Origin of the sequence: Devosia riboflavina (assembly GCF_000743575.1) — a bacterium.
Classification (GTDB): domain Bacteria; phylum Pseudomonadota; class Alphaproteobacteria; order Rhizobiales; family Devosiaceae; genus Devosia; species Devosia riboflavina.
This window is the reverse complement of sequence record NZ_JQGC01000006.1, coordinates 120,285-143,846: the sequence shown is the minus strand read 5'-3', so window position 1 is coordinate 143,846 and position 23,562 is coordinate 120,285. Positions and strand designations below refer to the sequence as shown.

Below are 23,562 nucleotides of genomic sequence, written 5' to 3'. Positions count from 1 at the left end.
TTACTTTCCCGCGCCAGCGGTCAGCCCGCCAACGAGGTAGCGTTGGAGGAAAAGGTAAGCGATCATGATGGGCAGGGCTGCCAACAGCGAGGCGGCCATGATGACGTTCCAGTCGGTCTGGTATTCGCCCTTGAAGGTGGCGATGCCGACATTGGCGGTCCAATTGCCGGCAGCATTAGCGAGGAACGTGCGGGCATAAAGATAATCCGCCCAGGACAGAACGAAGCCATAGAGCGCCGTTGCAGCGAGGCCAGGCGCCGATACCGGCAGGATCACTCGGAAGAGCGCCCCCCAGGGCGTGCAGCCATCGACCTGCGCGGCCTGTTCAAGCTCCTGGGGGATGGAGTCGAAATAGCCCTTCAGCATCCAGGTGGCGAAAGGAACGATGGCCGTCGCGTGGGCAATGATCAGCGACCACAGCGAGCCCATGAGCCCCAGATTGCGGAAGATGCCGAAGAGCGGAATGATCAGCATGGTGGCCGGCAGCATCTTGCTCATCAAGATGAAGAGCCCCACCGCCTCGCCGCCCTTCATGGTGTAACGCGAGAGGCTATAGGCAGCGAGCACCGAGACCAGCATGGATATGCCTGTCGCCACCACCGCCACGAGAGCCGAATTCATCAGCCAACGCGGCATGTCGGTGTTGAAGATCAGGTTTGTGTAGGTCTGCCATTGCGGGTTCTGCGGCCAGAACTGCGGGGGGAAGGACCGCAGGGCGTTGGACGGGGCAAGCGAGGTGATCACCATCCAGTAGACGGGAAAGAGCAGGATGCAGATCACGACGACGAGCGTGGTATAGAGCAGGATGGATTGGGGCAGCGTACGGTTCATCTGCGGCCTCCTAGTAGATGGCGTGGCTGGTCTTTTTGACCAGGAAGGCACTGATGACGGCACAGATAATGAGCGTCACCACACCGATGGACGAGGCATAGCCCATGCGGAAGAAGTTGAAGGCTTCCTCATAGGTCATGATGGCGAGCGTTTCGGTCGCTCCCACCGGCCCGCCGCCGGTCAGCACATAGATGATGGAAAAGTCGCGGAAGACCCAGAGCACGGTCAGGATCAGCGTCACGCCCAAGACTGGTGCGATGCAGGGAATGGTTACCCAGAAGAAGCGCTGGAACACGTTGGCGCCGTCGACCTTGGCGGCCTGGTAATATTCCTCGGGAATCGACTGCAAACCGGCGAGGATCATGATGGAGATGAAGGGATAGCCCTTCCACACCATGACCATGGTTACTGCCGAAAAGGCGGTGCCGGGGCTCGAAAACCAGCTTACCGGTCCGCCCACGAGACCGATCTTGATCAGTATCCAGTTGAGCACGCCAAAGGAGGCGTCGAGGATCCAGACCCAGGTGACCACGGCCACGACTTCCGGAATGGCCCAGGGCAGCGCGATCAGCATGCGGGCAAAGCTGCGGCCGCGAAACTGCTGATTGACCAGCAGGGCTGTGCCCATGCCGACGGCCATGCTGATCGTCGTCACGACGAGAAGCAATTGTCCGGTGACACGGATGGCGTTCCAGAAATCGGGCGAGGAAAACAGCTTCTGGTAGTTGGCCAGCGTATATTCGGACGCGCCAAAAGAGAGCGTTGCGAACTTGACGTCGTGGAAGCTGATGTCGATGGCCAGCAGCATCGGGTAGACAAGGATCGCCAGGATCAGCAGTGCCGCTGGCGCGAGCAGAAGATAACCGAGCTTGTTGGCGTGTTTGGGGCTGGCGAGATCAATGCCGAAAAGTCCGGATGATCGGCGCGGGGCCGCAACTGCGGTGCGGGACTGGCTGAGTTCTGACATCGCCATGCTCCTCCTAAAAAGGGGCCGCCGGACCCGGCGGCCCGGTGGTATCATTGCAGCGCCGAAACGCGCTCTTGCAGCACGGCTGCGGTATCCTCGGCCGTGCGGTTTTCGATGATCATGCGCTGGATTTCCTCGCGCACAATGCTGGCCAGCTCATTGTAATGCGTTTCGAGCCCCACCGGCACGCGATCAACCCCGGCCGCAGCGGCCTTTTCCATGGCTTCGACCACGAGGCCATATTCGGGCGTCGAGGCAAGCACGGCTTCGGTCACCGAACCCGGACGAGGCGCCGGAGCGCCGACGATCTCTGAGAACAGCTCCTGCATTTCCGGCGACGTGGCGATGGCGATGAAGTCCCAGACCTTTTGCTTGCGCTCGTCAGGGATTTCGCTGGGAATGCCGATGATGGCGGACGCGCCGCCCACCGGCGGATCGAAGGGCGAGGCGACGAGCGTCAGGTTCGGCTTCATCTCCTCGGAGGCCGAGGTCTCGATGACCCCGGCGAGGCCCGGATTTTCGATACGCATGGCCACCTTGCCTTCGACGAAGAGCTGGCGCGCGTCGCCGCCTGTCGTATCGGCGGGCACCAGGCCCTCGCGGATCAGGGTTGCCCAGTGATCGATGGCAACGACCATTTCCGGCGTATCAAAGGCGGGCTTGCCGTCGGGCGTCGTCCAGCTTCCGCCGGCATCGAGCACGAAGTTGAGCATGTCGTTGATGTAATTGTTGCCCGAGGCCAGATGCAGGCCGGTGCCATAGATGTCTGTGATACCGTCGCCGTCGACATCCTTAGTCAAGGCGCGGGCCGCGGCGATGAACTCGTCCCAGCCCTTGGGCACGTCGAGTCCGGCTTCTTCAAGCAGCGCCGTGTTCACGCCCATGATATAGGCGAAATACTGAAGGTTGATGCAGCGGGTCGTCGCTTCCCACGTGCAGAGGTTCTGCCCGGCCCAGCCATCGAGATCGAGCCCGGCCTTTTCGATCCACGGCCCCAGGTCTTCCAGCCACCCATTGGCGGCAAAAGGCTGATATTCGAACGAGGCCAAGTGCACGATGTCGGGCGGCGAACCGCCGGCAAACTGGGTCATCATCGTATCGGCAAAGTCCTGCCGCGCGATCTGGGTCGCCTCGACCGTGTCGCCGGGATGAGTTTCCTCGAACTTGGCGATCACCGCCTCCCACCACGGACCATAGGTGTCCTCGGTGAGCTGCCAGGTCAGAAATTTCAGCGTTTCCGCCTGGGCCAAACTGGTCGTGGCAAGCAGCAGCGTCAACGCCGCACTTGCAATCATGGTCTTCTGCATTGGATCCCTCCTCCGGATCATGCCTGAAGTGGAACCGCGCCCGGCCAACCGGGCGCGGCCGATTTTACTGCAGCATTTCCGCTTCGGCCTGGATCGCGGCTGCCGTTTCCTCAGTCGGCAGTTTCTCGATCAGCATGCGCTGGAACTCTTCGGCTGCAACCTTGGCGAACTCATTATTCTGGGCTTCGAGGCCGGTCGGGATGCGGTCGACCCCGGCAGCCGATGCGGCATTGGTGGCGTCGATCAGCAATTGCATATGCGGCACTGCGGCGAAGGCGGCTTCATTCACCGCACCGGGGCGCGGTGCGGGCGAAGCGCCGAGTTCGGAATAGAGCTCCTGGAATTTCTGGCTCGTGGCGAGCTGGATGAATTCCCAGGCCAGTTCCTTCTTTTCCTGCGGCGTTTCCGAAGCCAGCGTGATCACGTTGGATGAACCGCCCAGCGGCGGCTGCAGGGGCGAAGCGGCATATTTGAGGTGTTCCTTGATGCCCGGCTCGGCGCGCTGCACGAAGCCGTTGATCCAGGGGCCCTGGATGCGCAGGGCAACCTTGCCTTCCATGAACAACTGGTCGATATCGCCACCCACCATGCCCATGGGGGTCAGCTCTTCCTCGACAATGGTGCGCCAGCGGTTGATGCCCTCGATGGTTTCGGGCGTGTTGATGGTCACCTGGCCGTCCTTATTGGTCCAGCGACCGCCAGCCGAAAGCACGTAGATCAGCACGTCATTGGTATAGCTCGAATTGGCCGTCGCCAGATGCACACCGGTACCATAGACGTCCTTGATGCCGTCGCCATCGCGGTCGAACGTCGTGGCGCGGGCCGCTGCCAGATACTCGTCCCAGGTGGTCGGAACGGCCACACCGCCTTCTTCGAGCAATTGCTCATTATAGGCCATGATGTACCCGAAATAGAGCAGCATGATGCAGTTGGTGGTGCCCTTCCACACGCAGGCGCCCTGCCCGGCCCAGCCATCGAGATCCATGCCGGACTTTTCGATCCAGGGGCCGAGATCTTCGAGCCAGCCATTGTCGGCAAAGGTCTGATATTCGAACGAGGTCAGGTGCACGATATCGGGCGGCGCGCCGGCGGCGAACTGCGTGATCATGGCATCGGTATAGCCATCGCGCGGCACCAGGGTGAAGTCGATCTTCACATCCGGATGGGTCGCTTCGAACTCGGCGATCACGGCGTTCCACCAGTCACCATAGCCTTTTTCGCCCACCTGCCAGGAGACGAAATTCAGGGTCGTTTCGGCCATGGCAGCGCCCGGCAACATCATGGTTCCGGCCAGCAAAAGGCTGGTCAGGGTCTTGGTCAGCTTCATGTTTTCTCCTCCCAAAGCGAACTATTTGACCATTGTCTCAAGGGCCTGGGCCGACGGTTCGGCCCCGATGCCCGGTTTGTCGGGCACGATGTAGTGCCCTTGCTTCACTTCCAGGGCGCTGGCGATATAGGGCTCGTTACGAGCCATCACCGAGTGCTGGAATTCATGTGCGCGCACGTTCTGGAGCGCGGCGCTGACCTGCAGGCTCGCGGCGAGGAAAATCCCGGTGCCGATGGTGGCGTGGGGAATGACGGCGCGATGGTGCGACTGGGCCACGAGCCCCATGCGATAAAAGGCCGTGATACCGGTATGGCCCATTTCCGGCTGGACGATTGCCAGCGGCCCCGCTTCCAGGCGGCGGCGGACGTCAAAGACATTGCGCCATTCTTCGCCCGCCGCGATCGGCACCGGCGAATGCTCGGCAGCACGAGCGATGCCGTCGACATCTTCCGGCTTGCACACTGCTTCGAGGAACCATGGATCGTAGGGCAGGCATTTATGCGCCAGGGCCACCGTCTCGACGTCGGTCAGCGTCCAGTGGAGGTCCGCTGCGATCATGGCCTGGGGTCCCAGGGCCTCGCGCAGCGCCCGGAATTCGGCGACCACACCATCGTCGGCATGGGGAGAGGCGAACTTGAACTGGGTAAATCCCTGGTCGAGCCAAGACTTGGCGAAGGCCGCCCGCGCTTCGAGGCTCGGGCCGGGAATGCCCGAAACGTAGGCCGGGATTTCGGTGTGCCGGACACCGCCGAGAAGCTTAGCGACCGGTGCATTGCGCAGCTTGCCGCAGATGTCCCAGAGCGCGATATCCACCGCTGCCAGCGCATCGTGATAGTAGCCACCATCATGGCCGCGCACGCGCATCAGGTCATAGAGATCTTCGTAGATCACCGTGACGTCGAAGGGGTCTCGGCCGATGACGAAGCCGGCGAGCAGGTCGTCGATAATGGCGCGCACCGCGCCAGGCGCGACGATGCCATAGGTCTCGCCCCAGCCCACCGTGCCATCGACTGTTTCGATGCGGCAGATGACCGTCCGGTCCTTGGTGGGATAGACGGTCCGATTGCCGCCGCGCACGAAATAGCCGGCATCATTGACGCTTTCGCCGGGCTTCGGACCGCCGAGATAGGGTTCATCCTGGCGGGCGATCTGGATGGTAAAGCTCTCTACCGACTTGATCCGGCTGGTCATCGCGCATCTCCTGCAGCACGCTTGGTTTCGTCGTGCCCAACTGTCAGAAGATCGGCCAGTTCTTCCAGCATCATGTCGATCTCGGCGAGGCCAATCGCGTCGAAATTGGGTAGAGGTGCCCGCACCGCGGCCGAGGAAAACACGCCCCGGCGCACCAGCGTCTCCTTGGTCAGGCGCATGCGATAAATCATTTGCACCAGAAGGATCGGCAGCGAGCGGACATAGAGTTCGCGCGCCTCAGCCAAATCGCCGGAGCGATAGGCAGCAAAGAGCGCTGCATGGATGTCGGCGATTTCCACGGCGGGCATCAGCGCCACGGCGCCGCGCTCAAGCTCGTCATAGACATAGCGTGAACCGCCCCCGCCCATGACGCCGTCGAGACTGTCTCCGGCCGCCGCGATCAGCGCGGTGATCTTGGGTCCGGACGGCAAGGTCTCTTCCTTGACGAAGCGAATGGAAGGCACCGCCTGCGCCACGGCGGCAATCGCCTCGACCGTCAGCCCCGAGCCGATCGGCGCAGGCGCGTTCTGGAGGATGATGTCGATCCCCGCGCCTTCGGCCACGGCTGTGAAGAAGGCGATGAGCTTTTCGGTGTCGCCGCCGACGCTGGCTGGCGCCATGACCATGGCCGCCGAAGCGCCCGCCGCCTTGCCCGCCCGGCAGAAGGCAATGACCTCGGCCGGTGTTGCCGCGCTGGCCCCGACCACGAAGGGCTTCCGGCCACCAAGGGTCCGACCGACAACACCAACCAGAAGCTCGCGCTCCGCAGGGTTGAGATGATCGAACTCGCTTGCCACGCCCGGAAACACCACTCCGTCGGCACCGGCTTCCAACGCAAATTCCGTGACACGCGCCATGGCAGCAACATCCACGGACCCTCCCGCGTCAAACGGTGTCGGCAAGACCGGCAGCACTCCGAACAACATAATCGATCGCCCTCCAATCAAGTTCCATATGTTGGAACTATATTCTTTGATATGGAACTATGAACATAGGATGTGATAGGGGTCAAGTGTGCTCAGGACAAAATGCACGGCCCAAGGCGCGCCGTACCGAGCGAAGCGTTTGAAAAGATAGAGAAATTTGGAGGAGCAAAAATGTTGATCGGCGTGGAATGGACGTCGCAGGCCTTCGAGGCGTCCTTGATTGACGAGAGTGGGACGGTCCTCGCCGACCTGAAAAAGGGGATGGGTACCACTGCGGTCCGCGACCGCCGCTTCGCCGAAACCTTCCTGGAGCTGGTTCCTGAGGTCTGGCGGAATGAAGCATCGGCCACCTATTTCTCCGGCATGATCACCGGACGAGGCGGCTGGGTGGAAACCGGATTTGTCGAAACGCCCGCCAGTCTCGGCGACCTTGCCAAAACCGCCGTTGCACGCTCAGAGGGGGTCTTGCCGCTTCTGTTCCTGCCAGGTATCGCGTCGATCGGCGCCCTGCCCGACGTCATGCGCGGCGAAGAAATCCGCGTCTTCGCGGCCGCCTCCGACCATGCCAGCGCGACCGTTATTCTTCCGGGCCTTCACACCAAATATGTGTCGGTTGAGGCCGGACGCATCATGCGGCTCGGGACCTATATGGGTGGCGAGACGGCAAAGCTGCTCAGCCGCGATTCCCTCATCAGCCGGCTGATTCCGGCCGACGCGGTTGTCACCGACGCCGGTTTCGGCCGCGGTCTCGCCGCAGCCTGGGAAGATGCTCTGCCCGGCGGTCCGCTGCGGCGCCTCTTTTCGGCACGCAGCCTGGTCCTTTTCGACCGTATGCCGGCCGAGGACATTGCCGGCTACATCGCCGGGCTTATGGCGGGTGCCGAAATCGCTGAGGCTGAAGCGGAATGGTCGCTACGCACCGGACCGGTACTCGTTCTCGGCGAAAGCCCGGAAGCCAAACACTACCTTGCAGCCCTCAACCAGCGCGGCATCCCGGCCCTTTCAAAGCAAGCTTCGGCCGCTTTTAGCTTTGCGGCGCTCCACCGAGCTTTGTCCCGCCCGGCGCAATTCGCATAGAAAAGCGCCGGCTCCGGCCAGGCTCCAGTCTCTCGATATCGGGTAGATCGGCAAATTGTGTCGGCCTGTCCACAGCGATCGGCAGGTTGGTCCAAGGTTCGAGGCAGAGGAAGGGCGCGGTGTCCCGCCGCCAGATGGCGAGATTGGCAAAGCCTTCATAGGAGAGCGCAACATGCACCGCTTCGGTGCCGAAGGTCACCCTGTCGCTCCGCACCGGCGACAGGGCATGCGTGAGGCCGAAAAAATCCATCTTGGCGGGCTCGGCCACGCGACCATCGAAGCTAAAGGTCCGATCGCCAGCGTCCGCCGCCCCGGCAAGTACCACCATTTGCGATTGCTCTGTTTCGGAAAACCAGAGCCGATGCGCCTCTGCTTCCCCTGCTCCGGGCAAAGGCCAGACAAAGCCGGGATGACCGCCAAGCATGAAAGGAAGCACCGTATCGGCCGAGGGGTTATGTACCTCGATCGTCATATCGAGCCCGTCCGCACCGAGCACGAAATCAACCGTCAATCGAAACGCAAAGGGATAGAGCGCCCGGGTCTCGTCGTCGTCGACCAATTCCATCCGGCAACTGGCTTCGTGCTGTTCTAGAACCGTAAAGGAGCGAACCGGCGCAAAACCATGTGGAGGCAAGGCTAGCGCCGCACTCCCTATGCGAACCAGGCCGTCGGGATATCGGCCTATGGTCGGGAACAACAACGGCGCCTGCCGCCGCCAGCTATCATCACCCGCTTGCCAGATAAATTCACCGGCTTCGTCGTGGCGCAACGACGTCAGCTCTGCGCCAAAAGGCGAAATCAAACTCGACCAGGCGCCAGCGCCAAGCCGAATGTCAGTTGCTACCACGTCCTGTTTTGACCTCACGTCGATAGGCACCATTCGATAACTGTCTCCGCCGCATGGCTGGGCGCAGCCTGAACAGCCTGCCGCTACGCCTTGCCCGACGCCACATGGCGATGATTCTGCAAGGTGGTCCAGCTCAGGACCGTTCCGATCGCGGCGAGGACGGCCGTCGCGTAGCAGATGGCGGCAAAGGCGTGGTCTGTCGCGGAGACACGCGCTGTTTCGATTGCGCCGGGGGTCGCGGCGTCGTCGACGATACCAAAGGCAACGGCCTCCGGCGGGGCGTTGAGCTTGAAGACGGCAAGTGCGAGACCACCCATGGCCGCGATGGCAACGAGGCCTGCAATGCGGGCGACGGCATTATTGATGGCGGACGCCGTTCCGGTTTCTCCATCCTCGACCGATCCCATCACCGCGGTCGAGATCGGCCCGGCTATAGCGCTCATGCCGATGCCGAACAAGGTCATCAGCGGCGCGATGCCCAGCCAGACCTGGTGCAAATGCGCGGTGAGACCCAAGCCGATAAAGCAGAGCATGACCAACAGACCACCTGTCGCGATTACCGGTCCGGGCCCGAACCGGTCCGTCAGCTTGCCAGCCGGCGGCGAGAGCACCGTGAGCGCTATGCCGAATGGCAGCATAGCGATGGCCACTTCGGCCGGCGATATGCGCCATCCGGCAATCATCACCATGGGCAGATAGAAGAGGACCGCGGAGAGACCAAAATAGATGAGAAAGGTAACAGCCTGTGCCCCTGAAAATCGGACATCGGCAAAGAGAGCGAGCGGCAGCATGGGCGCCGTGGCCCTGGCTTCCCAAACGAGGAAGACAGCAAGCATTGCAAGGCCGGCGCCCAGATATGCCCAGAACCAGCTAGATGCATCGATGAAGGCCCAGGAGATAAGCAACAGGGTCACGGTCGCCAGCGCGGCACCGAAGAAATCGAGTGGCTTACGCGCGAGGTTAGCTTGGACCGGCATGCCCAAGAGGAGCGCCAAGGCCAGTGCTCCCAGCGGCAGATTGATAGCGAAGACCCAGCGCCAGCTATCATCACCCAGCCAGGTCAGCAAGGCGCCGCCCAATACCGGTCCCAAAAGCGTGGTGAGCGAGGAGGCCGCGGCCCATGTGCCTATGGCGCCACCGCGTTGGTCCTTTGGATAGGCCTCGGCGATGATGGCGAGACTACCCGGCACCATGAAGGCGGCACCAATGCCCTGAACGGCGCGCGCCGCGATCAGGAAGGCAGCATTTCCTGCAAGGGCCGAAGCCAGCGAGGCGATCACGAAGAGCACAATGCCTGCGGCAAAAACATTGCGCAGCCCGAAGCGATCTCCCGCGGCGCCACCGAGCAGCAGCAGCGAGGACAGCGTGAGGAGATAGGCATTGGAGACCCACTGCACATCGGCAAGGCTCGCACCGAGGCTGGCGCGGATGGCCGGGGTGACGATGGAAATCACCGAGCCATCGATAAAGCCCATGGAAGAAGCCACGATGGCGGCGACGAGAATGCGGCGGCGTTGGGCGGGCGAATAGTTGGTCATCGCTGATCCTGCCGATAGCGGCTGAAATGACGTTCGATGGCAAAAAGAGATGTGTTGACGATGATGGCGAGTGCGCCGACCACCAACGCCCCCTGCGCCACAAAGGCAAGGTTGCTGTTGATGAGGCCGGCGATAATCGTCTCGCCCAGCGTACTGGCCGCAACAGTAGACCCAATGGTCGCCGTCCCCATGGAAATGATGGCCGAGATGCGGATGCCGGCGATGATCGTCGGCAGCGCCAGGGGCAGTTCGACGCGCAGGAGTCTTTGCCCATCGGTCATACCCGTGCCGCGCGCCGCCTCCTGCACATCGGGCGATACCGAAGCCAGCCCGGCCAGAGCATTTTCGAAGATGGGCAGCAGCCCATAGAGAAAGAGCGCGAGGAGGGTCGGAGCAGTACCAAAACCGAGGACCGGCACGGCAAGGGCCAGCACAGCGACCGGCGGAAAGGTTTGACCGGCATTGGCAAGGGTGCGGGACAGCGGCAGAAATTCACGTCCTGCAGGGCGCGTGACGAGAACAGCAAGACCGATGGCGACAATACTCCCGGCCAATGTCGCAGCGGCGACAATGGCAAGATGATTGAGCGTCAGGTTGAGTAGCGAATTCTGCGTATAGATCGCGGCCTGGCCATTGCGGGTGAGTGGCGCGAAGAGCCAGCCAAACCAATCCGGTCGGGCCAGAAAGACGCCGAGCAGGATCAGCACCGCCAGCCGGGAAAGCGCTTTGATTTTCATTGTGGGCGCGCCGCCTGGCGAATGGCGGTCGCCAACGTCACGCGGCCAAGGGTTTTACCGGCGCCGTCGCGGACAGGCACGGCCGCGCGCCCACTCCAGAGCGCTTCTTCCAGCGCATCGCGTAGCGAGGCATCTACGCTGACGGCGGTGCCGGTCGCCTCGCCTTGTTCGATGAACGGGCGCAGGGGTTGCAGCGAGAGCAGGCGGAAGGGTCGCTCGCCACTACCCAATAGTTCGCCGACAAAGTCGGTTGCGGGACGCGTGACGATCTCCTGCGGCGTGTCATATTGCAGGAGTTTCGCGCGATCCATCACCGCGATCCGGTCGCCGAGATGGATTGCCTCGTTCATATCATGGGTCACGAGCACGATGGTTGTGCCCAATCGGCGCTGGATCTGGCGCAGATCCTCTTGAGCCCGAGCACGGATGATGGGATCGAGCGCACCGAAAGGTTCATCCATCAGCAGCAGCTTTGGTGCGGCCGCCAGGGCGCGGGCGACGCCCACGCGCTGTTGCTGGCCGCCGGAAAGCTGGCTCGGATAGCGATCGCGGAATTCGGCGGGATCGAGCTGGAAGAGATCGAGCAGTTCGTCGACCCGTGCATTCACCTTGGTTGCCTCCCAATGGAGCAGGTGCGGCACGGTGGCGATGTTCTGGCCCACGGTGCGATGCGGAAAAAGACCATGGCTTTGAATAGCGTAGCCGATCTGGCGGCGCAGTTCGTGCGGCGGGATGGCGCTGATGTCCTTGCCGTCGATCAGGATACGTCCCGAACTCGGTTCGACCAGTCGATTGATCATGCGCAGCAGCGTCGTCTTGCCCGATCCAGACGTGCCGACGATGACGGCAAGCGCGCCATCGGGGATGGTCATGGACACATCGTCGACGACACAGGTTTCGTCAAAAAACTTCGACAGATGCTCGATCTCGATCATGTTCGGCCTTTCACGGAGACCAGTTCAACTGCGGCGTCGAGAAGGACGGCGGAGGCAAAGGCGAGCGCGACCGTTGGCACGGCGCCGAGGAGCACTAGGTCCATCGCCGTCTGTCCGACGCCCTGGAAGACGAAGACGCCAAAGCCCCCTCCTCCGATCAGAGCAGCCACGGTGGCAAGACCGATATTCTGGACAAGAACAATGCGGATGGCCGCAAGGATCGAGGGAAAGGCCAGCGGCAATTGCACCTGCAGTAAGCGTTCGGCATCAGTCATGCCCATGCCGCGCGCGGCCTCATTGGCAGCAGACGGCACAGCATCGAGCCCAGCCAGCGTGTTGGAGACAACAGGCATCAGCGCATAGAGAAACAAGGCAAGCATGGCGGGAGCGGCGCCGATGCCGGCAATGCCTAGGGCCGCTGCGGCCGGGACAGTGGCAGCAAGCCAGGCGAGCGGCGCAATGAGGAGTCCAAAAAGCGCGATCGAGGGGATGGTTTGCACCGCACTCAGAAGCCCGGTGACCACCGCGCGCAAGCGCCTCGTGGGATGGATGACGATGCCGAGCGGCAGGCCGACCAGTGCGGCGGCCACGAGCGAACCCAGGGCCAGCGTAATATGGGTTGCCGCCTCGCGCCAGAAGACATCGGCGCGATTGGCATATTCGCGCAATACGGAGAGATCGGACCAGATGCCGGAGAGAAGGATGGTCGCGATAGCGAGACCAACTGCCACGAGAAGGGCGATGCGCGACAGCGGTTTCAGCCCCAATCGCACGACACTGTCGGCGGCAAGCAGGCCAAAAGCCAGCAATTCGAGCCAGAAACCAAGGGCCGGCGCCGTGCGTGAAATCTTATCGCCTTCGGGCGTCACGCTATTCACAGCCCAGCCGAGGCCGACGGCGAGTATGGCGAGCGCAGCAAAGCTGACCGCAAGACGCAGACGAGCATCAAGGCGAAGCAAGGCCAGGACAGCGCCGGTGCCGAGTACCGCTAGAAGAAAATAGCCCGGCCAGCCGGGCAAGGCATCGAGCACATAGCGGGCCTCGCCTGCCACGATGCGATTGGCGCGGAACAGCACGAATGGGCAAAAGAGCCCGGCTATCGCGAGAGCAAAGATTACAATCCCCAGCCGGTCAATGACATGCCGCGAGGATGGGGGCGTTGAATTATCTGTCATGACCAAAGAGGGTTGGGGCGGGCCGGAATGACCCACCCCTCAATGAGACTACTACTTCAGGAAACCGCCGGTCTTCAGCCAATCGACGGCCACGGCCTGAGCGGACTCGCCACCGACCTGGATGCGGCCGTTGAGTTCCTGCAGGGTGATGATGTCGAGCTTGGCGAAGACGGGTGCCAGCAGGTCCTTGATCTGCGGATATTCCGCAAGCACGGCTTCGCGAATGATCGGGGCCGGCTCATAGACCGGCTGCACGCCCTTGTCGTCCTCGAGGACGACAAGGCCCGACGGGGCAATGCCGCCGTCCGTGCCGTAGACCATGGCGGCATTGACGCCATCGGTCTGCTGAGCGGCGGCGGCGATGGTCGCCGAGGTGTCGCCGCCCGACAGCGTCACCAATTGTTCGGGCTTGAGGGTGAAGCCGTAGACTTCCTGAAACTTCGGCAGGGCGGCCGGCGAGCTCACGAACTCGGCTGATGCAGTAAGCTTCACGTCACCGCCCTCGGCAACATACTTGCCGAAATCGCTGAAGGTCACGAGGCCATCGGCGTCGGCGATATCCTTGCGGAGCGCGACAGCCCAGGTGTTGTTGGCCGGCGCCGGCTGCAGCCAGACGATCTTGTTGGCCTCAAGATCAAGCTTGGCTGCCTCGGCATAGGCCTTGGCAGCGTCGTTCCAGAGCGGATCGTCGGCTTTGTTGAAGAAGAAAGCGGCATTGCCGGTATATTCGGGATAGATATCGATCTGGCCGGCCACGATAGCTTCGCGCACGACCGAGGTAGCGCCAAGCTGGATCTTTTCAGTCACCGGCACGCCATTGGCCTGCAGCACCTGCGAAATGATGTTGCCGAGGAGGCCACCTTCAGTATCGATCTTCGAGGACACCACGACTTGTGCATTCGCAATGCCGGTGGTCAGAGCCAGGGCGAGGGTTGCCACGGCGAGTTTGGTCAGTAGACGCACGTTGATCTCCTTGGATCGTTGGCCAGTGTGGCCGCTTGTCTTTGGGAAGGTTCAGGCGAGGCGCGGGTAGGATCGGTCGATCGCCCGCTGTTCCATCGCAAGAATGCTGTCATAGGCTTCGTCCGGGAGGACTTCGAAGCCGGCGAAGTGAAATTCGGGATGATCCTTGCGTGCCGCCCCGCCGAAGAAGTCGGCGAGTACGGCCCGCAATTTGACGAGCTCACTGTCAGATATTGTCAGCACGGTGATGAAGGGCAGACCCGGAGCAGCGGCGGTCCAGCCAATGACTTTGATCGCATCCCGCACATCCTGTGGTTGCAGTTGCAGTGTGACGGGATCGATCGCCGCCACATCGGCGCGCCCGCCGATCACCGATTGCAACGACGCCGAATGGCTGCCGGTTGCAAAAGTCTCCGAGAAGAAGCGCCCATTTTCGGCATAGGCGGAAACCGTCTCGCGAAATGCGTTGTAGCCGGACTGAGAATGGACCGCGTTGTAGGCGGCGCGACGACCGCGCAGGTCTTCGAGCCGTTCGGCAGGGTTATCGGCCCTGACAACGATGGCGCTGCTGTAGTTTGGACCGTCTGTCCCCTCTACCGCATAGATCGGTGTGCCCACATAACGGACCCGACCATCAAGCAGATGGCGGAGGGGATAGCCGCAGGTCTGTGCCAGAAGGAGATTACTATCAAGCCAGGTGGCTTCAAGGTCCCCGCTGCCGTCTAGCGTCAAGGGTAGCTCATCGAAACCGGCGACGATCAGGCGCTCCCGCAGATCGACCCACAGCCCATCAACCGCGCCCTCGCCCGGATCGTACATGGCGAGCGAAACTGTCCGTGTCATTCGCGTGCATCCGTGGTGCGGTGATGGGGATGCAACAGCTTGTCATGCGGCCGGACGAAGAAGCGTCCGAAAAGCTCGCCGTAATTGCGATAGACGAGACCGCCATTGTGCTTAACCAAGGTCTCGCGATGCGCCCTATAGAGGGCAGGCAAATCGTACCAAGCGATGGTGGGACGCAGGTGGTGCAGCACATGCAGGTTGTTGTTGAGAAACAGCAGCGCCAGCGGGCCACCGCCTTCGACGATGGCCGTGCGTTCCTCGTGCTTGTCGGCAAAGCGGTGCTCGGCGAAGGAGCGGATGCGGGTCAGCGCGCCGCCGGCATAGACAAAGGCCAGCAGATAGAACCAGAGCGGCATCTGGCAGATAGCGAGCACCCAGACCAAAACCACCGCGACCAGCGCAGCCTGGATGGCCCAGATGCGCCGCCGCTTCCCCTGGTTGGCCAGAATCAGGCCAAACTCGGCATGCAGGAAAAAGCCGATCATGAAAGCCGGCCCAACGATGAGGCGTCCTAGCAGGGTCTGATTGAACCGCAGCAGCGACCGCAGCCATGCCGGCGCGTCACTCCAAGCCTTTTCGGTGATGTAGAAGGATTCCGGATCGTCGAGCGGGTCGGTCAACCGCTCGTCACGGTGATGCTGCAAGTGGCTCAGCTTATAGATCGGATAGGGCAGCCAAAGCGACAGCGGCGGCCAGCCAAGCGCATCATTGAGCGCCCTTATCCGCGTCGGATGACCGTGAATGATTTCATGCTGCAACGAGCCTTGCCAGGCCACGGTCCAAGCCGCGAGCGGAACAAGCAGCCAAAGTGGTATCGACTGCCAGAAAAACGTGAGCGCCAGCCAACCACCATAAATCGCTAGAACCAGCGCAAGCGTAGGCCATTCTAGGGTTCTGGCACGGATATAGGGTATAGTCTGGTCGGCTCGGTGCGTCATGCAGGATTTAGAGCATCGGCCACCGCTTTAAGTCTATAATTTGAATAGACAATATTACCGAACTGACGAAGCCGCGAGGTATTGCCTTCTAGCGGCGTTGGGGCGCAGGCAACTTCTTGCCGCCAGCCCTACGAAACCGCTTTCAAAGCCCAAGCTTCATGCCCTCTCAAGGGGCTCCGACACTGTTCCGAATTGTTACCACGAAGGGGCTGTGACCGAAGGCACCGACGGGACTGGGCGCGGCTGAAAAGGGCTCGATCGACCAATAGAGGTTGCCCCCGGTGAAGGTGCACCTTGGGACCTATGCCGGCTGTGCAATCTGATCTCGTGGGAAGGACGCTGCCGAGGATCAAATGTCAAAATGCGTCGCCATTTCGTCCGATCGAGGCTGCCACGGCGCCGATATGGATTGGTTGTTCGAGCTTGAGTCCGCAGCCATTCACATCCTTGGACCAAAACCGCGGAGCTTTCGCTGAGATGGCGGCCGGATATAGTGCAGCGAGGCTGAGGGTCACTCTAAACTTCCACCGTCCATAGAACTGACCAGGGGCCCAGCCGCCCTTCCTCCGCAAAGCCGTGAAGATAGACCTTTCGGCCGATAATCGGCTGAACGTCATGCTGAGTTTCATCGGTAAGGTTGGCATAGAGGCGCAGGATGGAGCCGTCGCCCATCCTCCAGCTCACGAGAACGGATTTGACGCCCAGTGGTTCGTATCGGCCAGCAAAGCCCTGCTGACCGACCAAGCGGGGTACGATCTCCATTTTGCGCAGATCGATGAGGGAGCGGTAGTGCTTCAACCAATTCGAATGCGGCTGCTTCCGGAGATTGGACCAGTCGAGCTTTGCCGAAGTGAACGTCCTGATGCTCGTCGGATCGACGGCCTCTTCAACCTCGGGTCTATCCTGATCCTCATGCTCCGGGGTGCTTCTGAGGTCATCCTGCCTCCCGTTGCGGACCGCGTCGCGCACTTCGGCAGGCACGTCCGAAAAGAATGGAAATGGCCGCGCGCTGGCCCACTCTTCCCCTTGGAAGAGCATCGGTATTTGCGGACAGAGCAAATAGATCGCGATCAGCGCCTTCACCGCGTCATCATGGGCGACGCGCGTGATCCGATCGCCCTTGATCCGGTTGCCGATCTGGTCGTGGTCCTGCATGTAGACCACAAAAGATGTCGCCGGCAGTCCTCCGCTGGGCTCTCCACGCTTCATAGCCTCGTGCGGCTTTACTTCACCTTGATAGGCAAAGCCTTCGGCGAGCGCGCGACCCAGCCGACCGGAACGTCCGTCGGAGTCGTCAAAGTCAGCATAGTAGCCGGTGTTTTCGCCCGTCGCGGCGGCGTGCAGCAGGTGGTGGACGTCGTCATTCCATTGTGCAGTGTAGTGCACCGGTTCGGAGTCACTATTGCGGCGCAGCCAGACCTCCTGATTGTCCGAATTCTCGATGATGAGATGAGTATGCCGATGGGGGCGCGAGGCCCGAATGCGCGCTGAGAGGAGCTCGAGAATGTGGCTCGAGCTGTCGTCCACCATCGTGTGCACGGAGTCGAACCGCAGTCCGTCCAAATTGAATTCGCTCATCCAGTAGAGCGCGTTTTCGACTACCAGCTCCCGCACCACATTGGCACCCCGGCCATCGAAGTTGAGTGCTTCGCCCCATGGGCTCTGATGCTTTTTGGTGAAGATCGGCGCGATGGCCGGCAGGTAATTTCCGTGCGGTCCGAAATGGTTGTAGACCACATCAAGGAACACCATCATCGAGCGCCGATGCGCCGCATCGATCAACGCTTTCAGGTCGTCCGGGCGCCCATAATTGGATGATGGAGCGAACCACATGGCTCCATCATAACCCCAGTTGAATTTCCCATAAAACTCGCCGACCGGCATGATCTGGATGGCTGTAACGCCGAGCGCCACGAGATGATCCAGCTTCGTGATAGCGGCGGCGAAGGTCCCCTCCTCGGTAAATGTGCCAATGTGGAGTTCGTAAATGATCGCTTCTTCCCACGGACGTCCTCTCCAGCCGCGATCGGTCCAACCGAAGGCCTGGGGATCGATGACCTCGCTGAAACCTGCAATGTCATCAGGCTGGTGTCGCGAGGTTGGATCGGGAATGGCCGACCCATCAGGCAGCACATATTTGTAGAGTGCGCCGGCGCCGACGCCCTCCACGTCCACACGAAACCAGCCGTCGTCTATCGCATCCATTTCGATGAGCGATCGCCGACCCTTCAGTTTGAGCTGCAGCGTCTTGCATTTCGGCGCCCATAGCTTGAAGCGCGTGCTCCCCTTCCGAACCTCGGCGCCAAACCGCATTTTGTGGCTGCGAAAGACAGTATCGGGACTGGGCCGCTTCATCTGCGAACTCTTTTGGTGATCGGGCCCATTTCCAATGGCGGCCGTATCAAAGCGTTCCCTGGCTCAGTGGCCGTAGTAGTCGGCCAACGCCTCGATGGCTTCCGGCTCCAGGCGATGCGGCCCCTCTTCGAGCGCATCCTCGATAACTTTGGCCATGATGTCGGCGTGCTGGCCGCCGCGCTCCGCGCCATATTTCTGGAACAGGTGCAACTGCCGCCGGAGGTAGTCGGCGGATTGACTGGAAAGACGCGGAAAATCTGTTCGAGCGGTCGGACCGTGACACTTTTCGCAGGCGGGAACGTCGCTCGACACGATCCCCTCAAGGGCAATAGTTCTGCCCAGATCGCTACCATCCGGAGTTGGCAGAGAGACAGTGTGGCCGTAAAGATCGGCGAAAACGGCGATCTCTTCGTCCGTCAGTTGTCGCGCCGCCGACATCATCGTGCCACTCGGCCGACTGCCGTCACGAAACGCCAGAAGCGCATCAGCCAGGTATTGTGCGCTTTGGATATCGAGACGTGGGAAAGCGCCACCTCGCCCCTCCCCATCTGGCCCATGACAGGAGGCGCAGGAGCCAGGTTCGGCCCCGCCATGAGCCAGCGTGGCATAGGTTTCCGCGTCCATGGTGGGCAGGCGCCGGAGGAAGGCGACCATGTCCCAGACCTCGTCGTCGCGCATATCGGTCGGCCAGGCGGGCATAGCCGTGTGGCGAATGCCGTATTTGATGGTCTGAAACAGTCGGGCGTCCGGACGCCAGCTGGTAAGTCGGGGCGGTGCCGGCGACAAATCCCGCGCAAATTGCGCCGGCGGCGATTCGGGACTGCCGTGACAGGCGGCGCAAACGAGTTGGAAATGCCCTGCCCCGCGCAAAACCATTTTGGGATCATCGAGATCGGGGACGGCAATCATGGCCGATCGTAGCGCTATGGATTGCCGGGCGGCCAGTTGATTGTACCAATTGACCACCCCCTTGCCAGCGGAATGCACTGCGTGATCGAGCAGGCCGGTAAGGGGTATGGCGAGAAGAAACAGCGCACCCGCAGCGGCACTGGCGAGAAAGGGAGCGAGCCGCTTCATGATGGCACCGGCAGCTTGAGCGCCCGACCGACGAGGCTCAGGCCACCGACGAGATAGATGATGCTGCCGATCGCCAGCATGATCACGCCGCCAACCTGCTGGTCGGCCATTTCGCTCAAACCGAATGGATTGTTGTGCGCGTGCCCCGGATAGATCGGCCGCGGGGCAAGACCGATCAGCGCGCCGAGCAGGGTCATGTGCATGGAGGTGAAAAACAGCGTCAATGCACCGGCCAGCGCTGCGATATCCCTGCGTCCGCGCGGAGCGGCGAGCGCCAGTACCCACACCAGCAACGAGGCAGAGGCAAAGGAGGCTTGTTCATAAACGAGAGCCCAGCCCGACGTGCGCGATGCGTGGTGGAGCGCGGGCGTGTGCCAGCCCCAGACGATGACGAGATCGAGGAGGCTGACGGCAATCGGCAAGGCCAGCTGTGAGCGCAGCCAGGGATGGTCGGCAATCATCGGCGCCAGTCCGATGGCAAGGATGGGGACGGCGATACCAACCACGCCCATATGCAGCGCCATATGCGCTGCAAAGCTTTCGGGCACGAGGCGCGGCAGTGGGCCAGCCCAGGCGAGGAGCAGCAACAAAATCCCAAGCGCTGTGAAAAGGCGCGGGCTCATCGGCAGCTATCGAGATAGAGCATGGGAATGGTGACATAGATGATCGCCACCGCTGACAGCACGCAGAGCATCAAGGCCACATGGCTGAGGAAGCGATGTCGTTCCTCTGGCGTGTTGTGCTCATATTCGAAATCATCGTCGGTCAGACTGCGGTCATGTACGCGCCAGAGCCGGACGCTCGACCAGGAGATGCCGCCAAGGGCGAGAACCGTGACGGCGATGACCAGAACGCGAATATCCGACAGCGGCGCGTCTCGCCCAAGCTTTTGGCAATAGATGGCAGCGGAGACGTAGCAGACGAGGAAATGCAGCGCCCAGATGCTGGGCGAGATGATGACACTCCAGAGATCGGTTCCCGATCCGGTTTCGCGCCTGATTTCTGCTATGACGGGATTGTCCTTGCTCATGTCAGATACGGAAAGCCTCCGATGACAGTCGCGGTCAAAACGCCGCTGAATGCTGCAAAGTGCCAATAGAGCGTGATGTTCCAGAGATCGGCGTCATGGGTCGGTGTCGCCTTGCCATAGAGCAGGCGCGCAAAACCATAACCCTGCATCAACATCCCCGTCGCCAGATGCGCGAGGATCCAGATGACCAGCGCCCAGACGATAGCCGGATAGGCATGCGCAGTCGGGTCGAGCCCCGTCGTCCATGGGCCTGCCATCAGCGCGAGGCCACCGCCGAGCGTTGCGAGCGCGGCGAGCAAGAGGAACAGCCGCGCCAGACCCGATTGCCCACTCGAATTGAGGAGCCTCGCACCGAAGGTCAGCGCCCAGGCAACGAGGATAAGAACCCCCGCGAGGGCTGGCCAGAACCAGCCTGGCCCGAACATATCCGCCGGGGGGAAATCGGGGTGAATGGTCCAAAAGAAAAAATATCCGAACAGCAGCGCCAGAAATGCCGTCAGGTCGCCGGTCATGGTGATGAACATGGCCCACCAGCCGGTCGACTTGTAGCCCGAGACATAGAGGGGGATGCGCTTGCCGCCGCCGATATCCTTGGTTTTCTTCTCCGGGATTTCAGCGGTGCCGGTCCAGAGCCAGCGCAACACAGCGACGAGGAATACTACCCCGCCCAGCCCCATGGGTAGCCACCATTTGAAGGTCATGAAGATGAAGACGGCGCCAAGCCCACCGGCCGCGATCATCGGCAGCCAGCCGGGCCCACCGACCCGCAGCACCTGGATGGGCTGGGCATCGAGCACGCTCGTCACCAGCGTTTCGCGCCGCCCCTCCTTGGCATCCGCAAGGTATCCTTCGCCTTCGTCGATCTTGCGCAGAAAATCCTTGTCGTCCCAGATCGGATAGCGGCTGTTGATCTCGGGTATGGAGCGCATGCCCCACGTGTTGCCAAAGCGCGCCGCCCATTCGAGGGTGCCCGCATTCCAGACATTGCGCGGAACGTCGCGCTGGTGGCGTTTTGGGCGTACGCAATCCCAAGCCAGCAGCAAGAAACCGGCGGCGAAAACGAAAGCGCCGATCGAGGAGATCATGTTGAGTTCGGTCCACCCCCGATCCGCACCATAAGTGAAGACGCGGCGGGGCATGCCCAGCATGCCGGTCAGGTGCATGGGCAGGAAAGCCATGTTGAACCCGATGAGCATCAGCCAGAACGACCAGATGCCATAAGCGCGGGACAGCTCCTTGCCCATGATCAGCGGGTAATAATAGCAGACGCCGGCCATGACCGGAAAAAGCATGCCGCCGATCAGGGTGTAATGCAGGTGTGCGACGATGAAATAGGTGTCGTGGACCTGGAAGTCGAAGGGCGCGACCGCGACCATCACCCCCGTCAGGCCGCCGATGATGAAGACCGCCAGGGCCCCGAGGCAGAAGAGCATGGGCACGCTGCGCACGACGGAACCCAGCATCACCGTGGCGATGAAAGCAAAAATCTGGATGCCGGTGGGAATAGCCACAGCTTCCGAGGCGGCCGAAAAGAACCCCAGCGATACTGACGGCAGGCCGGTGGTGAACATGTGGTGCACCCAGAGACCGAAGCTCAGGAACCCCGTCCCGAGGGCCGAAAGCACGATCCACGAATAGCCGGTGATCTCCCGTTGCGCGAAGGTTGGCACGATCATGGCAAGGAGCGCGATGGCGGGCAGGAAGATGATGTAGACTTCAGGATGCCCGAAAATCCAGAACAGGTGCTGCCAGAGGATCGGATCACCGCCGCGGGTCACATCGAAAAAGGGCCAGTCGAGCAGGCGTTCAAGCTCGAACAGGATGTCACCGGCAATCAGCGGCGGAAAGGCGAAGAGGATCATCCCGCCCACGACCAGTACATACCAGCCATAGAGCGGCGTCAGGTTGATGTGCATCCCCGGCGCCCGGCATTTTAAGACACCCACAATCAGTTCCACCGCCGCGGCGATGGACGCGACCTCTATGAAGGACAGGCCCAGCAACCAGATATCGGCACCGATGCCGCTCTGCTCGGTCGACAGCGGTGGGTACATGAACCAACCGGCATCGGGGGCTGCGTTGAAAAAAATCGAGCCGCAGACGAAAACACCCCCGATGAGATAGCACCAGAAGCCGAAGGCCGAGAGGCGCGGAAACGGCAGGTCGCGCGCGCCCAGCATGCCCGGCAGGATCAGGATCGCCACCGCCTCGAAGATCGGCACGGCAAAGAGAAACATCATCACCGTGCCGTGGAGGGTAAAAGCCTGGCTGTAGAATTCGGCCGTTACCAGTGTGCTGTCAGGCACAAAGAGCTGCATGCGGATGATCAGCGCCAGTGCGCCGCCGAAAAGCATGAAGGCGAAGGCGGCAGCGAAGTACCAAAGGCCGACGATGGAATTGTTGACGTCGGACAGCGCGCGCCAGCCCCGGGGGTTGTCCCAGACTTTTGCGAGCTGCTCGGTTTGGGCGCGCTTGTCGGTCATTCGAGATTCAGAAGGTAGGAAACCAGCGCATCGCGCTCTGTCTCTTCGAGGCTCGCATAGCCGGGCATGCGCACATCGGGCTTGTGGTGACTGGGGTCGACGAGCCAGCCTTGAAGATTTTCCGGGGCAATGGGCAGAGTGCCCGCCGCCATGGTGCGCCGGCTGGCGAAGTGCGTGAGATCGGGCCCCACTGCGCCGTCAGCGCTGGTGCCGCGCACCGCATGGCAGGCGCCGCAACCCGTGGAAACGAAGAGGGCGTGCCCTCGCCTTTCCTCGACGCCAGCAGCTTCGCCTGCAAGCCAGGCTTCGAAACCATCTGGCTCATGCACCACGACCGGAAAAGCCATCAGGGCGTGGGAGGGGCCGCAGAACTCGGCACAGACGCCGCGATAGACACCCGCTTCCGTCGGCTTTAACCGCCAGAGATTGGTGCGCCCGGGAATGACGTCCATCTTGCCGCCGAGATTGGGTATCCAGAACGAATGGATAACATCGGTGGAGTTCAGGACGAATTCCGCCGTCTGCCCTGCGGGCAGGTGCAATTCGTTTGCGGTGTTGGCCAGCGAGCCATCGGGCATTTCGTAAGCCACCCGCCACCAATATTGCTCGGCGGTGATGTGGACACGCAGATCCGGCCGGTCGGAACGCACCCAGTCGGGAAGTAGCGCCAAGCCAAAGATCAGCAAGGCCGCAAGCGTGATGGTAGGGAATGCGACGCCACCGATGAGGATGAATCGGTCGGCAAACCGTTCGGTCTTGGGCCGCTTCCTGCCCAGGACAGCATAGACGGTAATGCCCATGACGATGAGCCAGATCACCACCGTTCCGGCCGCCATAACCCAGAAGAGATCGGCTATGGCCGCAGCGTCCTCGCCGGCTGGATGCAGCGTGCTTTGTTCTGAGACGCAGCCGACGAGAAGAGGCACGCAGGCCAGCGGCGCCAAACGAAAGACGAGAAAGGAACAACGCTGCCCCTGTTGCATGCACCCCCGCAAATCAACTGGGGGTGGAACGC

21 protein-coding genes are annotated in these 23,562 nt (G+C 61.6%); 1 reads left to right on the top strand and 20 read right to left on the bottom strand.

The window, feature by feature from the left end:
- From JP75_RS08030 to JP75_RS08005, 6 genes are all read right to left on the bottom strand, one after another.
- Entirely contained in the window at positions 1-831 is an 831-nt protein-coding gene (locus tag JP75_RS08030) for a carbohydrate ABC transporter permease (protein WP_035081382.1), read from the bottom strand.
- Positions 832-841: 10 nt separating this feature from the next.
- Positions 842-1,798 (bottom strand): carbohydrate ABC transporter permease, encoded by a 957-nt coding sequence (locus tag JP75_RS08025; protein WP_084587545.1) that lies wholly within the window; start codon positions 1,796-1,798, stop codon positions 842-844.
- Between the two features lie 50 nt (positions 1,799-1,848).
- On the bottom strand, positions 1,849-3,105 hold the full coding sequence (locus JP75_RS08020) for an ABC transporter substrate-binding protein (RefSeq protein ID WP_035081380.1): 1,257 nt from the start codon (positions 3,103-3,105) through the stop codon (positions 1,849-1,851).
- A 64-nt stretch (positions 3,106-3,169) separates the two neighbouring features.
- On the bottom strand, positions 3,170-4,432 hold the full coding sequence (locus JP75_RS08015; RefSeq protein WP_035081378.1) for an ABC transporter substrate-binding protein: 1,263 nt from the start codon (positions 4,430-4,432) through the stop codon (positions 3,170-3,172).
- A 21-nt stretch (positions 4,433-4,453) separates the two neighbouring features.
- Positions 4,454-5,623, bottom strand: a complete 1,170-nt coding sequence (locus JP75_RS08010; protein WP_035081375.1) for a mandelate racemase/muconate lactonizing enzyme family protein — start codon at positions 5,621-5,623, stop codon at positions 4,454-4,456.
- The gene (locus tag JP75_RS08005; RefSeq protein WP_035081373.1) at positions 5,620-6,549 is read right to left on the bottom strand and encodes a dihydrodipicolinate synthase family protein; all 930 of its coding nucleotides are present in this window, start codon (positions 6,547-6,549) and stop codon (positions 5,620-5,622) included. The genes JP75_RS08010 and JP75_RS08005 overlap by 4 nt, the downstream gene beginning before the upstream one ends.
- Before the next feature lie 171 nt (positions 6,550-6,720).
- On the opposite strand from JP75_RS08005, the gene JP75_RS08000 reads away from it, so the two are divergent.
- A complete protein-coding gene (locus tag JP75_RS08000) occupies positions 6,721-7,626 on the top strand; it encodes a 2-dehydro-3-deoxygalactonokinase (protein WP_035081370.1) in 906 nt (301 codons plus the stop codon).
- Here the strand turns inward: JP75_RS08000 and JP75_RS07995 are convergent.
- The 14 genes from JP75_RS07995 to coxB all read right to left on the bottom strand — a co-directional run bounded on the left by JP75_RS07995 (position 7,574) and on the right by coxB (position 23,473).
- Complete coding sequence (locus JP75_RS07995) at positions 7,574-8,506, bottom strand: aldose epimerase family protein (RefSeq protein ID WP_084587543.1); 933 nt, start codon at positions 8,504-8,506, stop codon at positions 7,574-7,576. The two genes, JP75_RS08000 and JP75_RS07995, sit on opposite strands and share 53 nt — an antisense overlap.
- Positions 8,507-8,556: 50 nt before the next feature.
- A complete protein-coding gene (locus JP75_RS07990; protein WP_051960495.1) occupies positions 8,557-10,011 on the bottom strand; it encodes an MFS transporter in 1,455 nt (484 codons plus the stop codon).
- Positions 10,008-10,748 (bottom strand): ABC transporter permease, encoded by a 741-nt coding sequence (locus JP75_RS07985; protein WP_035081367.1) that lies wholly within the window; start codon positions 10,746-10,748, stop codon positions 10,008-10,010. The genes JP75_RS07990 and JP75_RS07985 overlap by 4 nt, the downstream gene beginning before the upstream one ends.
- Entirely contained in the window at positions 10,745-11,683 is a 939-nt protein-coding gene (locus JP75_RS07980; RefSeq protein WP_035081364.1) for an ABC transporter ATP-binding protein, read from the bottom strand. Before JP75_RS07980 ends, JP75_RS07985 begins: the two co-directional genes overlap by 4 nt.
- Positions 11,680-12,858 (bottom strand): ABC transporter permease, encoded by a 1,179-nt coding sequence (locus JP75_RS07975; RefSeq protein WP_051960528.1) that lies wholly within the window; start codon positions 12,856-12,858, stop codon positions 11,680-11,682. Before JP75_RS07975 ends, JP75_RS07980 begins: the two co-directional genes overlap by 4 nt.
- A gap of 51 nt (positions 12,859-12,909) precedes the next feature.
- Positions 12,910-13,821: a glycine betaine ABC transporter substrate-binding protein OsmF gene (gene osmF / locus JP75_RS07970; protein ID WP_051960494.1), complete on the bottom strand. Its 912-nt coding sequence runs from the start codon at positions 13,819-13,821 to the stop codon at positions 12,910-12,912.
- 51 nt (positions 13,822-13,872) lie between these two features.
- A complete protein-coding gene (locus tag JP75_RS07965; RefSeq protein WP_084587542.1) occupies positions 13,873-14,664 on the bottom strand; it encodes a phosphate/phosphite/phosphonate ABC transporter substrate-binding protein in 792 nt (263 codons plus the stop codon).
- A complete protein-coding gene (locus JP75_RS07960) occupies positions 14,661-15,602 on the bottom strand; it encodes a fatty acid desaturase (protein ID WP_035081357.1) in 942 nt (313 codons plus the stop codon). The genes JP75_RS07965 and JP75_RS07960 overlap by 4 nt, the downstream gene beginning before the upstream one ends.
- 516 nt (positions 15,603-16,118) lie before the next feature.
- Positions 16,119-17,957, bottom strand: a complete 1,839-nt coding sequence (gene treZ / locus JP75_RS07955; RefSeq protein WP_244446275.1) for a malto-oligosyltrehalose trehalohydrolase — start codon at positions 17,955-17,957, stop codon at positions 16,119-16,121.
- Positions 17,958-18,020: 63 nt separating this feature from the next.
- The gene (locus JP75_RS07950; protein ID WP_051960493.1) at positions 18,021-19,034 is read right to left on the bottom strand and encodes a c-type cytochrome; all 1,014 of its coding nucleotides are present in this window, start codon (positions 19,032-19,034) and stop codon (positions 18,021-18,023) included.
- Positions 19,031-19,657, bottom strand: coding sequence for a cytochrome c oxidase assembly protein (locus JP75_RS07945; protein ID WP_035081355.1), 627 nt, complete (start codon positions 19,655-19,657; stop codon positions 19,031-19,033). Before JP75_RS07945 ends, JP75_RS07950 begins: the two co-directional genes overlap by 4 nt.
- The gene (locus JP75_RS07940) at positions 19,654-20,064 is read right to left on the bottom strand and encodes a hypothetical protein (RefSeq protein ID WP_051960491.1); all 411 of its coding nucleotides are present in this window, start codon (positions 20,062-20,064) and stop codon (positions 19,654-19,656) included. Before JP75_RS07940 ends, JP75_RS07945 begins: the two co-directional genes overlap by 4 nt.
- A complete protein-coding gene (locus JP75_RS07935; RefSeq protein ID WP_035081352.1) occupies positions 20,061-22,547 on the bottom strand; it encodes a cbb3-type cytochrome c oxidase subunit I in 2,487 nt (828 codons plus the stop codon). Before JP75_RS07935 ends, JP75_RS07940 begins: the two co-directional genes overlap by 4 nt.
- On the bottom strand, positions 22,544-23,473 hold the full coding sequence (gene coxB / locus JP75_RS07930; RefSeq protein WP_035081930.1) for a cytochrome c oxidase subunit II: 930 nt from the start codon (positions 23,471-23,473) through the stop codon (positions 22,544-22,546). Before coxB ends, JP75_RS07935 begins: the two co-directional genes overlap by 4 nt.
- Positions 23,474-23,562: the final 89 nt, after the last annotated feature.